The following is a 13,650-nucleotide window of genomic DNA, read 5'->3' on the forward strand; positions in this document are numbered from 1 at the left end:
TACAGGCCCATAAATTAATGGAGCGGGTGAAGGGAATCGAACCCTCGACATCAGCTTGGAAGGCTGGAGTTTTACCATTAAACTACACCCGCATAAAGTATAGAAATAGATATTCTTTTTTTAGCCAGTCTTATTAATAAAGCCTCGGATCGGGAAGACAGGATTCGAACCTGCGACCCCATGGTCCCAAACCATGTGCTCTACCAAGCTGAGCTACTTCCCGATAAAATGGCGCGCCCGAGAGGAGTCGAACCCCTAACCTTTTGATCCGTAGTCAAACGCTCTATCCAATTGAGCTACGGGCGCAAAAGCGACATTCTTAATAATACCATATTAATCATATTAAATCAAGTCGTTTATTTGTGCAAAACAAACACTGGAACTAAGTGCGGCCGAGAGGATTTGAACCTCCACGGGATTAACTCCCACTAGGCCCTCAACCTAGCGCGTCTGCCATTCCGCCACGACCGCATTAATACGGACTTTACATTTTGTAGTGGTGCGGGTGAAGGGAGTCGAACCCCCACATCCGAAGATACTAGATCCTAAGTCTAGCGCGTCTGCCAATTCCGCCACACCCGCATATTTAAATGGTGAGCCATGAAGGATTCGAACCTTCGACCCTCTGATTAAAAGTCAGATGCTCTACCGACTGAGCTAATGGCTCGTAGTAATGAATGATTCCAAAACCACTTTGTTAAAGATATCACAAACAAAAAATTGGCTGGGCTACCAGGATTCGAACCTGGGAATCACGGGACCAAAACCCGTTGCCTTACCGCTTGGCTATAGCCCAACAATTAAATGGCGGTCCGGACGGGACTCGAACCCGCGACCTCCTGCGTGACAGGCAGGCATTCTAACCAACTGAACTACCGGACCTTTATTTAGTTTATTAAAGAAATGACCCGTACGGGATTCGAACCCGTGTTACCGCCGTGAAAGGGCGGTGTCTTAACCGCTTGACCAACGGGCCATATTAGAATGGCGGAGAAGGAGGGATTTGAACCCTCGCGCCGGTTACCCGACCTACACCCTTAGCAGGGGCGCCTCTTCAGCCACTTGAGTACTTCTCCATATGGCTCCACAGGTAGGATTCGAACCTACGACCGATCGGTTAACAGCCGATTGCTCTACCACTGAGCTACTGTGGAATAATAATAACTTGTTCACTTATTCTGTCTTAAAACAATTTCCATAATCTCGACCCCTGCATCTACTAGCTTGTTCTAAGATGCCAAATGCTTCGGGGTTACTCGTAGCTTATTCGGTAGATGTTTTGCTCGTCTCTACCACTGAGCTACTGTGGAATAATTTCAGCGACGAAAAATATCATATAACATTATTAATTTATTGTCAAGATATTTTATAAAAGTTTTTTCTTAAACTTCTATGTACATTTCGTCTGTTTTGTTAAGACTTTATATAATTTATCATGGCTAGTCCATTTCGTCAATCTATTTTTTGCGTCTGAATTTATAAACTTTTCCAGACTCTATTTTCTTCCTACTATATTGTTTTTTCATCTACTTTATTAAGGAAGCATTTTTTACTTCTACTAATCTCCCCCGACAAATACCACATCGATACTTTTTCATGTCCACTCTTCTTACTCTCCTATAAGTATGATGACAATTAGTACATTTATACTCATAGTTAAATTTATTTAGATTGGATTGAAGTGGTTTACAATGTCTTGGTGATCCGGTCTTTTGTAATAGAGCTCTAAATTCTGGATCTCTATGCTTATACCCTTTCCCTTCAATATGCAGATGATAATGACATAATTCATGTTTTATTATTCCAATAAACTCATCCTGGTCCGCTTCCACATAATATTTCGGATTTAATTCAATTAGTCTTTTTGCCGGTATATACCTACCACCAGTTGTCCGCAGACGATTATTAAATTTAACTTTATCAACAAAAGGTTTATGGAAAAATTCTATAGAGATGGAATGAACCAATTGTGTTAGTTCTTTCTCACTTAATAATTTCATTTGCGAAAACCCCCTTCATTTAAAGTATTATATTTCAAAACCAACCTATTAAACAAAATAAACTTCATCCTTAATTAAAATTATTATAATTAAAAATTGATTTTTGTTTATAATCCTTTATAATAGAATTTGAAAGTAATTATTATCAGATTACACGAAAGGAGGATAGTCTTGTTTACTTAATCCTAATAAGGGATTTTACTCAAACTATCTTTTTAGTAATCTATTAATTACTCTAATATTTGTATTTTATTATTTAGGAGGGACATATTCAATGAGTGAAGATAAGAAAAAGTTAACCACTGCATTTGGTGCTCCAGTACCAAATGATGATGATTCAAAAACAGCTGGTCCAAGAGGTCCACTATTAATGGAAGACTTCTGGTTCCTAGAAAAACTAGCTCACTTTGACCGTGAAGTTATCCCAGAACGCCGTATGCATGCTAAAGGTTCAGGTGCTTATGGTACATTTACTGTTACGCATGATATTACTAAATATACGAAAGCATCTATCTTCTCCGAAATCGGTAAGAAAACAGATATGTTTATCCGTTTCTCTACTGTAGCTGGTGAGCGTGGTGCTGCTGATGCTGAGCGCGATATTCGTGGTACAGCACTTAAATTCTATACAGAAGAAGGTAACTGGGATTTAGTTGGTAACAACACACCAGTATTCTTCTTTAGAGATCCTAAGCGTTTCCCAGACTTAAACCACGTAGTTAAACGTGATCCTAAAACTAATATGCATAGTGCACAAGCAAACTGGGATTTCTGGACTAGTATACCAGAAGCTCTTCACCAAGTAACAATTGTTATGAGTGATCGTGGTATTCCTGCAACATACAGACATATGCACTTATTCGGAAGTCATACTTACAGCTTAATTAATGCTGATAACGAACGTGTATGGGTTAAATTCCACTTCCGTTCTCAACAAGGTATCAAAAACCTAACAGACAAAGAAGCAGAAGCAGTAATTGGTAAAGACCGTGAAAGTCATCAAAGAGATCTATTTGAATCAATCGAAAAAGGTGACTTCCCTAAATGGACACTTTACATTCAAGTAATGACTGAAGAACAAGCTAAGCAAGTACCTTACAATCCATTTGATTTAACTAAAGTATGGTATAAAAAAGACTTCCCTCTAATCGAGGTTGGTGAGCTTGAGCTTAACCGTAACCCTGAAAACTACTTTGAAGAAGTTGAGCAAGCAGCATTTGCTCCAACTAACATTGTACCTGGTATTGGTTTTTCACCAGATAAAATGCTTCAAGGTCGTCTATTCTCTTATGGGGATACACAACGCTATCGTTTAGGAGTTAACCACTGGCAAATTCCAGTTAACTATCCTAAAAATGCGAAGAACTTCAATCCATACCATCGTGATGGCGCTATGCGTGTAATTCCACATGGTAGTCAAGTTTCTTACAGCCCTAACAGCTACGGAGAATGGCAAGATAGTAAGGAGCATCAAGAGCCTGCATTACAGCTTGGAGCAGATGTAGACTATTATGATTTCGATAAAGATGATGATAACTACTTCGAGCAACCAGGTAAGTTATTCCGTCTTATGACTTCTGAAGAGCAACAAAGATTATTTGAAAACACTGCTAACAACTTACAAGGAACTACAAAAGAAGTACAATTAAGACACATTAACCATTGCTACAAAGCAGATCCAGCATATGGTGAAGGTGTTGCTAACGCACTTGGTATTTCCATGAGCGAAGTAGAAGCTGCAAGTGAAGTAGAATAATAAAAGCACACTATGAAAGACGGCTGGATACTTTTCCAGTCGTCTTTTTTATTGTGGCTCGTGTTGTCTTAGTAGTATTTAGCATCTATCGTTTAGAAGAGTTATTCTGCTTCATATTTAGATGGATACGCATCACGTATCCCATCATTAAAGCAAAAAACGTTATGAGAATTCCTCACAACGTTTTTTGCTTAGTATATATCGGACTACTATACATTAATTTTAACTTTCCTTCACCATGGACAAAGCGACTCTTCCTTTATGCACATCAACACTTTCAACCCAAACTGTTATAACATCACCAACAGATGCTATATCCATTGGATGTTTAACAAAGGTATTTGACATCTTAGAAATATGCACTAGGCCATCCTGTTTTACTCCAATATCAACAAACACTCCAAAGTCTACCACATTTCGAACCGTTCCTTGTAGCTCCATTCCTGGTTTTAAATCCTCCAGGGACAAGACATTTTTCTTTAACAATGGTTGAGGAAACTCGTCACGTGGATCTCGTCCAGGCTTACTCAATGCTTCCATAATGTCTTCTAATGTTGGTTCACCAATTTCTAGCTGTACGGCGGTTTCCTTTTTATTAAGAGAGGCAAGCTTCTCTTTTAACTTATCGGAGCCAATATCGTCAATCTTGCAATCAAGCATAGCTAGTAGCTTTTCGGTATGATCATAACTCTCTGGGTGGATTGGTGTTCGATCTAGTGGGTTATCTCCATCAATTATTCGTAAGAACCCGATTGCTTGCTCATATGTTTTAGCGCCTAATCTTGGAATCTTTTTCAACTGTTTACGATTGGTAAACTTACCATTTTCATTGCGCATCTTCACAATATTCCCAGCCACTGTTTTACTTAAGCCTGATACATATTGGAGTAATGATCTAGATGCTGTATTTACATTGACCCCCACTTGGTTTACGGCTGTTTCTACAACAAAGGTTAGGGATTCATTTAACGCTTTTTGACTTACATCATGCTGGTATTGTCCAACACCAATCGATTTCGGATCAATTTTCACTAGTTCTGCAAGTGGATCCTGTACACGTCGAGCAATCGATGCCGCACTTCTTTCCTCTACCTGTAAGTCAGGAAATTCTTCCCTCGCTAATTCAGATGCAGAGTAAACACTTGCCCCCGCTTCATTTACAATAATATACGGAATATCTAGGTTGTGTTTCGTAATAATATCTGAAATAAATTGCTCTGTTTCACGGGATGCTGTCCCATTACCAATTGCAATTAATTCGATAGAATACTTCTTTATATATTCCATTACTATCTTTTCTGCACCTGCGACGTCATTTTTTGGTGCAGTTGGATACATGACACCTACTTGATGTAATTTACCAGTCTCATCAATCACAGCTAGCTTACAGCCTGTCCGAAACGCTGGATCTACACCTAATACCGTCCTTCCCTTTAATGGTGGCTGTAATAAAAGATTTTTCAAATTGGTACCAAAGACAGAAATTGCTTGTTCCTCCGCTTTTTCTGTTAATCCAGCTCTAATTTCTCGCTCAATCGAAGGTTCAATCAAACGTTTGTATGAGTCTTGAATAGCAACCTTGATCATGTCTACAATTTCTAGCTGTGTTTTATGTTTCATGATTTTCCGCTGTAAGTATCCAATAATCGCATCAACAGGAGGAACAATGGAGACTTTTAATACGTCCTCTTTCTCTCCTCGGTTTAGTGCTAATATTCTATGGGAAACAATCGAACGAACAGCTTCACTATACTCATAGTACATTTCGTAGACGCCTTTTTCATCTTGCTCTTTATTCTTCACCTCTGATTGTACTAGACCTCGCTTGAATGTCTCTTTCCGAATGTACTCACGGAATTCTGGCTCATCTGAGATCCATTCTGCCATTATATCGTTTACACCAGCCAACACGTCCTCTACAGTGTGTAACTCGTGTTCTTCTGATAGATACTTCCCTGCTTCAGCTTGGACATCCATTTCTTGTTGCTTCCAGACTAATTCAGCCAAAGGCTCTAATCCTTTTTCTTTTGCAATGGTTGCCTTAGTTCTTCTTTTCTGTTTATAAGGTCTATAGAGATCTTCAACTCGTTGTAGCTGTGTTGCAATTCTTATCTCGTTTTCTAATTCTGGTGTTAATTTCCCTTGTTCATCAATTAAACGGATAACCTCATCTTTTCTTTGGGCGAGATTAAGGGCATAGTTCCATTTATCCTGGATGGATTTAATTTGGACCTCATCAAGTCCTCCAGTAACCTCTTTACGATAGCGAGCAATAAATGGTACTGTATTTCCCTCTTCTATTAAAGCTATTACTTTATGTACAACAGTAGAATGAATAGCTGTTTCTTTGGAAACCCATTGGGCTAATTCTTGATTTAAACCTTCTGACATTGTAGTTCCTCCTTTACACAAACTCTATTCTATCAAAAATGAAATCTAAATCCTACAAACTCCATTACACTTCCCTTATAACATTAGGGTATTGATTTCGTTTTTTATACAGTAACGGTAGGTATTGAACGTACTTAGAAGCCTCAATCAAAAAAACACTCAAAAAGGCACCTGCCCAAAAGTTAGCGTAAAATTCTAACCCTTGGGCACCACGACCAAATTGAGTGTTATCGATTGCTAGCTTATTCGATATCATTATCTTTATTCTCATAGCGAATAGCAATCAAGGTTGTATCATCTTTTCTCGGGGTTCCACTTCTTAGTGCAAAAGACTTTGTGATCCTCTCTACTTCCGTACCAAAGAAGTAATTATCGGCTAGCTCTTGATTCGTAACGCCATCCGTGTACATAATAAAATTCATCTCACTCTCGAGAGGCTCACGAATAACCTTAAAGTCTCTTTTGTATCCTGCTAGATACCCTGCGCTAGGTACATTTCGCTTTCTTTTATTCTCCCCAGTAACTGTTATGACACCAACATTCCCAATCGTGGAGATAGAATAGATTCCGGACATAAAATCAATTTTTAGAATAGCTAAGACTGTGCCGCGTTTTCCAAACAATTGTTCATTACACTTTTGGACTAGTTTTTCAACGGAGCAGTTCATATTTTCTTTAATAATATTTATTACGATATCAGATGATTCTTTGGCATATTCTCCACTACCTAAACCATCTGCTAGGGCACATATAAATTCACTTTCAGTTTCACAAAAATAGTAACTATCTCCACATTCATTATTACCATTTTTTGCTTCCTGAAAAACAGCTACCTTTACTCGGTTCATGACAATTACAATACCTCCGCACTATCTGAGTTAATTGCTTCACGGAGTTTCTTTAACGACTTACGTTGTAAACGTGAAACATGCATTTGTGATATTCCTAATAATTCACCGGTTTCTTTTTGACTCATATTTTGAAAATACGTACAACGGATAATTTGTTGTTCACGATCATTTAAAATGGGAAGTATCTTTTCTAATAGCATCTTGTGGTCAATTTGCGAATATCCATCTTCATCAGTACCTATCATATCTAGTATAGCTATTGTACTCCCATCTGGAGTTCCCTCAATACTACGATCAACAGATAACGCTTTATAGCTTTTATTCATTTCCATTGTTTCTAGTATCTCTTCCTCAGAGACTCCAAGATATTCGGAAATTTCCTTAACAGTGGGTGATTTTTGATTTTTAGTGGTTAGTTCATCAGCGGCTTTCTTAATCTTAGGACCTAATTCTTTAATTCTTCGTGGAACATGAACACTCCAAGTTTTATCACGGATAAATCGCTTTATTTCTCCAACTATTGTAGGAATAGCAAATGATTCAAATGTTTTACCATATGAGGCGTCAAATCGCTTAATAGCTCCTAATAAACCTATCATACCTACTTGAACTAAATCTTCATGAATCATACTATTTCTAGAATATTTTCTAGCAATCGATTCTACTAGTTCCTTGTAGGTAAAGATTATTTTCTGTTGGGTTTCCTCGTCTAAAGGGTTTTTCTGAAGTAGTTCAATCCATTCATATACCTCATCTCTTCCCTTATTGTTCGGTTGAGACGTGGTCGTCATGTAACCCCACCCCTAATTTCTCAAGGTATTTCGTCATTAGAACAATGACACCTGAATTATTATATATTTCGACTTTATCCATTAATGTATTAATTAAAAATAACCCAAAACCCCCTTCACGAAGATTTTCAATCGACTCGTTACTATCGTAAGGTCCTATTTCCGCCTTAATTTCATTAAGATTAAAACTTCCTCCATGATCTGCTACCATAACTTCTAATCGGCTCTCATATACGCCAAACCCTATGGTTACTTCTCCATCATCCTGTTCCCCATATGCATGATTAACGACATTGGTCACTGCTTCAGAAACAGAAATTTTGAGATCCTCAATATCCTCATAGGTGAAGCCCATGCGGTTTGCAATTCCGGAAATACATAATCGTATAACACCTACGTATTCCGGCTTTGCTGGGAATTTCATTTCGATAAAATCAAACGATTCCATTTATTCATCCACACCTCGAATCGTAGAGTTTATGTCCATTATTTCGTGTAATCCAGTTATTTGGAATAAACGAAATACTCGATCTTGTAAATTTATCAACGTTAATTGGCTTTCATACTCTTTCGATAACTTCAGAGCATTTACAAATACCCCTAATCCCGTACTATCCATATAAGTTACATTACTTAAATCAACTTCTAGGGATGTTCCTTGCTGCTGTAATAATGGGAGCAGTGTGTCTTTTAACTTAGGTGCTGTATAAACATCAATTTCTCCAGATAAATGAACTATAGATTTATCAAGACCTTCATCTATTTGGATTTGTAGATTCATAGTTTTCCCCCTATAACACCGATATTCGTAAGTACATCACGAGTGTTTGTTTTCCTTATTCCCTTTACACGCTAATATTAAACCACTTTTTTCAATATAACTAAGGTAAAATCATCCCGTAATTGAAAGTTTTGTAATCGTTCAAAATGACGATAAACTTGATTGACAATCTCTTGCGCAGGCAGGTGCATATATGACTTGATGACTTCTAACACTTCATTTCGTTCGATAAAAACGTCACCTTTTCGACATTCCGTAACACCATCTGTAAGCAAGACAATCATGTCACCTTTTTCAATTTCTAATTCGTATTGGGAATAGGTAGTATCAGGATTGACCCCTAATACTAACCCTTTTGCTTCGAACTCTCTAAAGGTATTATCTTTACCACTGTAAAAAAAGCCTGGCTCATGCCCTGCTGAAGAATAATAGAGCTTACCAGATCCTGGTTTATATTGTGCATAGAACATCGTAATAAACATACTAGGGTCAACATTTCGTTCTACCACTCTATTTAGGCTAGCTAGTATTGCATCGGTAGACATCTCACTTTCCGGAAAGCTATCCATCGCGTATTTAATCATGGACATAGACAATGCTGCTGGTATGCCTTTTCCAATGATATCGGCAATAGCAATACTAATCGATCCATCTTTCCCTTTGACAAAATGATGATAATCGCCATTCATTTGATTTGCCGGAACGCTAATAACACCAATATCCAGGTCATCCGTTTTAGGAATGGCAGATTTTAATAACATTTTTTGCATTCTGGCAGCAACATGAATCTCAGATTTGATTTCCAGCTGTTTTTCTCTGAGAAGCTGGTATTCTTGATGTGCTAGACCATATGAAATCATCGTCTCCAATAAGAAATTCATCGAAGTCTGTATTTGATCATGTAGTTCAGGGGATATTTCTAATAATGCTTGAATATGTAAGTTAACAATCTCTTCTGGTAAAATATTATTTTTAATAAAGGACTTTGAAATTTGTTCAGCTCCATATAATGCTTGCTCATCTTGTGTTTCTATATACCCCTTTAGTAAATCCTTATAGTTCCTAGCAAATAACTCTCTCGTATCCATCTTGGCCTCTCCTATTCTATTATTAAGAACTAAATTTCAAGTTCAAACAGTTGAGTAATCTTTGTTGATAATAAAGAAGCTTTAGATACTGAAAGGTTTATCTAACCCATTTGGCGGTTATGATTCTCGTGCCTTTTCCAACCTCGGATTCAATATCAAATTCGTCCATTAATCGCCTTACACCAGGTAACCCTGCACCTAGCCCTCCGGATGTGGAAAAACCATCCTCCATTACCTGACTTATATCTTTAATTCCCGGGCCATTATCTTGCGCTACGATAGAGATACCTTTATGATCTAAAGATTCCAATACTTCAAAGTAAATCTCACCTTCACCGGCATACAAATATATATTTCTCGCAAGCTCGGATATTGCTGTCGTAATACGGGCTTGGTCAACCGTACCAAATCCTAAGCTTTTTGCAATTTCTCGCCCCATTTGACGAGCGGCAACAATATCCCACTCTTTCATTATCTTCACACAGGATTGGGATTTCATCATCTATTCCCCCAATTCCTGATGCAGCTTCATTAAGCCCTGTTCAAGATCCAATGCGGTCGGTACATTTTGTAGATGAATACCTAATTCAATTAACGTCATAGCAACCGCTGGTTGAATTCCAGTTAAGACAACTTTAGCCCCCATTAGGTCTGACATCGAAACTACATCTCCTAACACCTTTGCAATAAAAGAATCAATAACTTCCACCGAGGTTAAATCAATGACAACCCCTGTAGCTTCTGTTGAATGAATTTCTTTTAATAAATCCTCTTGGAATTGAATAGCTGTTTGGTCATCTAGTTCGGTTTGAATAGAGATTAATAAATAATTATGTAGTTTCAATATTGGAATGCGCATGACCTTTTTCACTCCCTTTATCCAATCCTAGTAATTCATCAATGCTTTGAGCTTTATTATCCATCTCAACAATTGATTTATTGGTAACTTCTAATGCTAGCAAGAAACCCTTTTTAAGCGTACTCTTTGTTGGTAGATTTGAGAAGTTAATGCCTAAATTCACAATGGTTTGGGCAATTTCCGGACGTATTCCCACTAGAATACATTTGGCACCAAGTAATCTGACTGCTTCCGTAGCTTGAAATAAATGATGTGCAACCATGGTATCTACAACTGGTACACCTGTAATATCAATTAATACCACTTCCGCATTATGACGCATAACCCCTTCAAGAAGGTTTTCCATAATGAATTTCGCACGTTCCGTATCAATTGTACCAATTAACGGCATAATCGTAATATTATCCATCACTGGTATAAGCGGAGCAGACAGCTCCTGTAGCGCAATACGTTGCAAGGATACAACATGCTCCCAGCTAACAGAGTACTCATTCACGAGTTGTCTAATAATCGGCTGCACCCAGGACTCCACAGTATCTAGTGTCTCGGACATAAATTCACTGTCCAATTGTTCAAATTTATTTAATATTGTATGTGTTGTAACTTTACTAAACACCAATAGACCGTCTGTAATATAACTCAATGGCCATCCTAATTTAATGATTCGATCTGAAAAATCTTTTACTATTTTAGTTGAGCCGGTACCTTTGATACTACTTAATATGACATTTACAAATTCTTCATTATTATTTTCGAATAACTCATCCGAAATATCTGCTGTGTAATTTTCACTTCTAAGCTTGTTAATTTCCTTTGACCATTCCCTAATAATCTCTTCACTATTTTCAATGGCAATCTTCCTCAAATCTTTATTCATTCGAGCAACCCCCGATAAGCCAAAAATATTATAAATATTTTCACATGTTATGTTTATTATAGCAACTATATTCATTTTCACAAAAGTTTATCTATATATGCGAGTTATTTTACGAATCATCATTTTAAAAGTATTCGATATAATTTGGACATAAAAAAACTCATAAGTTTATTAATATAAACTATGAGTTCTATTGACCATACATATCCTTAAGCCCAAGGCTTATTTCTAGTGCATGATTGATTTTTTGCATCATAACTTCGTCGAGTTTGGTAATTTTATCTGTTAGTCGCTGCTTATCTAACGTTCGAATCTGCTCTAAAAGAATAACAGAATCTCTATCAAATCCATATCGTTTCGCATCAATTTCTACATGGGTGGGTAGTTTTGCTTTCTGGATTTGAGCAGTGATTGCAGCAACGATAACAGTTGGACTGAATCGATTTCCAATATCATTTTGGAGGATTAGTACCGGACGAACGCCCCCTTGTTCTGATCCAACTACAGGGGATAAGTCAGCGAAATACACTTCGCCTCTTTGAACAATCAAATTCTACACCCCGATCACAGAGCGCTCTAAAGTAATTTCAGCCTCCTCTTCAGCCTGAAAAGCTTCTGAAGCAATAGAGAGATTGATTCTTGCCATTTCTTGATAGCCTTTTTGCATGGATTTATAAAAGTTTTGGATATATTCCTCTTTCTTAGTTTCAAGATAATTTCTAGTTGCCTGACATATGAAATCACTAAGATCTCTGTTTTCTCTCTTCACTAATCCATCCACCTCATTTAGTAGGTTTTTCGGTAGCCGTACCATGATTTCCTGTGAGCTTTCTGACAAAACCAAGCACCTCCGCCAACTTCCTGAACGATCGTTACTATTTTTCTATATTTAATCAAATTTAATAATATCATTGTCTAGCTGTAATTGCAAAGGCTTATCAGCATTTTATTGAAATAAATTGGGTATAAAAGCCCGGTAATACGAATCTAACTTCTAGGCACTTTACATTCCATTATTCTATATAGATTCTTGGTACTCTTTCATTTATCATACAAGGTATCTCATAACTTATTGTATCCAAATAAGCTGCAACCTCATCCATCTCGATACAATCATTCCCTTGCTCCCCTATTAAGGTAACCTTTGTTCCGATTGGATATGATTTATCCAGTCGTATCATCATTTGATCCATGCATATTCGACCAACTATAGGCATTCGCTTTCCATTTACTAAAACGCTCATTCCTTGTAGCTTCCTATTCCATCCATCACCATAACCTATTGGAATCGTGCCAATCCATTCATCCTCCTCGGCAACATAGGTTCTACCATAGCTAACAGATTCACCCGGTTTTATTGATTTGACGTGAATCAGTTTACTATGTAAGGAGAATGCCGGTTTTAAAGAAATATGATTTTCCTCTTTTACATACTTCGAAGGATACAACCCATACATGGATATGCCAAAACGAATGGAATTATGCATACTTTCCGGAAAGCGTATGGAGGCAGCACTATTGCCGACATGAATCGTAATGGATTCTTTCCAATATTGTTTAAATAACGTTAGCAATTGTTCCATCCGCTTCGTTTGCTCATGGTAGTAAGCCAAATCACTTTCATCTGCAGTAGCAAAATGAGTAAATATTCCGGTTAAGTTTATATCACGATTCTTCTCTATTTCTTGTAACATACCTACTAACTCTTCTTCTGTCCGTACACCAATCCTACCCATTCCAGTATCCAATTTTAGGTGAACATATAGAGGCTGCTCTAGGGTTAACTCGTTTACTTCTTTTAGCCAATCCTCTTGAAAGACGGTTAAGGTGATATGATTTTTGGCTGCAATTGGTGCGTATACCGCAGGAACTCCTCCTAATACTAGGATCGGCGCTGTAATGGAGGCTTTTCTAAGTGTTATAGCTTCTTCTAATAAGGCTACTGCTAATCCATTTGCTCCTGATTTAATTGCTTTTTGGGCTATTGGGACTATTCCATGCCCATATGCGTTTGCTTTTACAACTGCAATAATATTACTATCTTGCGGTAGTTTTTCCTTTATTTGCATGATATTATACTTAATTGCTTGAAGATTTATTTCAATCCATGTATCGCGATACATTTCTCCTACCACAATAATGCTCCCTTTCTTTTCAATCATTTTACATACAAGAAAAAGACGATGATATTGATTAGACAACGCCATTCTTCCTATGCATGAAATTGGCTATGTTTACTATTATTATTACTTATTA

At 37.4% G+C, this 13,650-nt stretch carries 15 protein-coding genes and 11 tRNA genes; 1 reads left to right on the plus strand and 25 read right to left on the minus strand.

Annotation, left to right across the window (positions count from 1 at the left end; genetic code table 11):
* Nucleotides 1-18 precede the first annotated feature (18 nt).
* The 12 genes from ACSKT4_RS16680 to ACSKT4_RS16735 form a co-directional block, all read right to left on the minus strand.
* A tRNA-Gly gene (locus tag ACSKT4_RS16680) sits at nt 19-92 on the minus strand.
* A 57-nt stretch (nt 93-149) separates the two neighbouring features.
* Nucleotides 150-223: transfer RNA gene (locus ACSKT4_RS16685), tRNA-Pro, on the minus strand.
* 6 nt (nt 224-229) lie between these two features.
* A tRNA-Arg gene (locus ACSKT4_RS16690) sits at nt 230-306 on the minus strand.
* Between the two features lie 81 nt (nt 307-387).
* Nucleotides 388-471, minus strand: a tRNA-Leu gene (locus ACSKT4_RS16695).
* A 26-nt stretch (nt 472-497) separates the two neighbouring features.
* Nucleotides 498-582, minus strand: a tRNA-Leu gene (locus ACSKT4_RS16700).
* A gap of 9 nt (nt 583-591) precedes the next feature.
* Nucleotides 592-667, minus strand: a tRNA-Lys gene (locus ACSKT4_RS16705).
* 54 nt (nt 668-721) lie between these two features.
* A tRNA-Gln gene (locus ACSKT4_RS16710) sits at nt 722-796 on the minus strand.
* 9 nt (nt 797-805) lie between these two features.
* A tRNA-Asp gene (locus tag ACSKT4_RS16715) sits at nt 806-882 on the minus strand.
* Nucleotides 883-904: 22 nt separating this feature from the next.
* Nucleotides 905-976: transfer RNA gene (locus tag ACSKT4_RS16720), tRNA-Glu, on the minus strand.
* Nucleotides 977-985: 9 nt separating this feature from the next.
* A tRNA-Ser gene (locus ACSKT4_RS16725) sits at nt 986-1,076 on the minus strand.
* A 3-nt stretch (nt 1,077-1,079) separates the two neighbouring features.
* Nucleotides 1,080-1,154 (minus strand) — tRNA-Asn (locus tag ACSKT4_RS16730).
* A gap of 372 nt (nt 1,155-1,526) precedes the next feature.
* Nucleotides 1,527-2,000, minus strand: a complete 474-nt coding sequence (locus ACSKT4_RS16735; RefSeq protein ID WP_186869701.1) for a SprT family protein — start codon at nt 1,998-2,000, stop codon at nt 1,527-1,529.
* A 274-nt stretch (nt 2,001-2,274) separates the two neighbouring features.
* Here ACSKT4_RS16735 and ACSKT4_RS16740 point away from each other — a divergent pair, with 274 nt between their 5' ends.
* Nucleotides 2,275-3,756, plus strand: a complete 1,482-nt coding sequence (locus tag ACSKT4_RS16740) for a catalase (protein ID WP_186869700.1) — start codon at nt 2,275-2,277, stop codon at nt 3,754-3,756.
* Between the two features lie 222 nt (nt 3,757-3,978).
* Here ACSKT4_RS16740 and ACSKT4_RS16745 read toward each other — a convergent pair whose 3' ends face one another.
* The 13 genes from ACSKT4_RS16745 to alr form a co-directional block, all read right to left on the minus strand.
* A complete protein-coding gene (locus tag ACSKT4_RS16745; RefSeq protein WP_186869699.1) occupies nt 3,979-6,147 on the minus strand; it encodes a Tex family protein in 2,169 nt (722 codons plus the stop codon).
* A 64-nt stretch (nt 6,148-6,211) separates the two neighbouring features.
* On the minus strand, nt 6,212-6,418 hold the full coding sequence (locus ACSKT4_RS16750; RefSeq protein ID WP_339217121.1) for a hypothetical protein: 207 nt from the start codon (nt 6,416-6,418) through the stop codon (nt 6,212-6,214).
* On the minus strand, nt 6,390-6,995 hold the full coding sequence (locus tag ACSKT4_RS16755) for a PP2C family serine/threonine-protein phosphatase (protein ID WP_186869697.1): 606 nt from the start codon (nt 6,993-6,995) through the stop codon (nt 6,390-6,392). The genes ACSKT4_RS16750 and ACSKT4_RS16755 overlap by 29 nt, the downstream gene beginning before the upstream one ends.
* 5 nt (nt 6,996-7,000) lie before the next feature.
* Entirely contained in the window at nt 7,001-7,789 is a 789-nt protein-coding gene (gene sigB, locus ACSKT4_RS16760) for an RNA polymerase sigma factor SigB (protein ID WP_186869696.1), read from the minus strand.
* Nucleotides 7,761-8,237: an anti-sigma B factor RsbW gene (gene rsbW, locus ACSKT4_RS16765; protein WP_186869695.1), complete on the minus strand. Its 477-nt coding sequence runs from the start codon at nt 8,235-8,237 to the stop codon at nt 7,761-7,763. The genes sigB and rsbW overlap by 29 nt, the downstream gene beginning before the upstream one ends.
* On the minus strand, nt 8,238-8,570 hold the full coding sequence (locus tag ACSKT4_RS16770) for an anti-sigma factor antagonist (protein ID WP_186869694.1): 333 nt from the start codon (nt 8,568-8,570) through the stop codon (nt 8,238-8,240).
* A 77-nt stretch (nt 8,571-8,647) separates the two neighbouring features.
* The gene (locus ACSKT4_RS16775) at nt 8,648-9,658 is read right to left on the minus strand and encodes a PP2C family protein-serine/threonine phosphatase (protein ID WP_186869693.1); all 1,011 of its coding nucleotides are present in this window, start codon (nt 9,656-9,658) and stop codon (nt 8,648-8,650) included.
* A 97-nt stretch (nt 9,659-9,755) separates the two neighbouring features.
* On the minus strand, nt 9,756-10,157 hold the full coding sequence (locus ACSKT4_RS16780) for an anti-sigma regulatory factor (protein ID WP_186869716.1): 402 nt from the start codon (nt 10,155-10,157) through the stop codon (nt 9,756-9,758).
* 3 nt (nt 10,158-10,160) lie between these two features.
* On the minus strand, nt 10,161-10,517 hold the full coding sequence (locus ACSKT4_RS16785) for an STAS domain-containing protein (RefSeq protein WP_186869692.1): 357 nt from the start codon (nt 10,515-10,517) through the stop codon (nt 10,161-10,163).
* On the minus strand, nt 10,489-11,394 hold the full coding sequence (locus tag ACSKT4_RS16790) for an RsbT co-antagonist protein RsbRA (protein ID WP_186869691.1): 906 nt from the start codon (nt 11,392-11,394) through the stop codon (nt 10,489-10,491). The genes ACSKT4_RS16785 and ACSKT4_RS16790 overlap by 29 nt, the downstream gene beginning before the upstream one ends.
* Before the next feature lie 190 nt (nt 11,395-11,584).
* The gene (locus ACSKT4_RS16795; RefSeq protein ID WP_186869690.1) at nt 11,585-11,944 is read right to left on the minus strand and encodes a type II toxin-antitoxin system PemK/MazF family toxin; all 360 of its coding nucleotides are present in this window, start codon (nt 11,942-11,944) and stop codon (nt 11,585-11,587) included.
* Nucleotides 11,945-11,947: 3 nt separating this feature from the next.
* Nucleotides 11,948-12,232 carry a CopG family ribbon-helix-helix protein gene (locus tag ACSKT4_RS16800; protein WP_186869689.1) on the minus strand — a complete coding sequence of 95 codons (285 nt, stop codon included), beginning with the start codon at nt 12,230-12,232 and terminating at the stop codon, nt 11,948-11,950.
* A 175-nt stretch (nt 12,233-12,407) separates the two neighbouring features.
* Entirely contained in the window at nt 12,408-13,595 is a 1,188-nt protein-coding gene (gene alr, locus ACSKT4_RS16805) for an alanine racemase (RefSeq protein WP_366480998.1), read from the minus strand.
* Between the last annotated feature and the right edge of the window lie 55 nt (nt 13,596-13,650).

Source organism: Ornithinibacillus liuyingii (assembly GCF_055550225.1).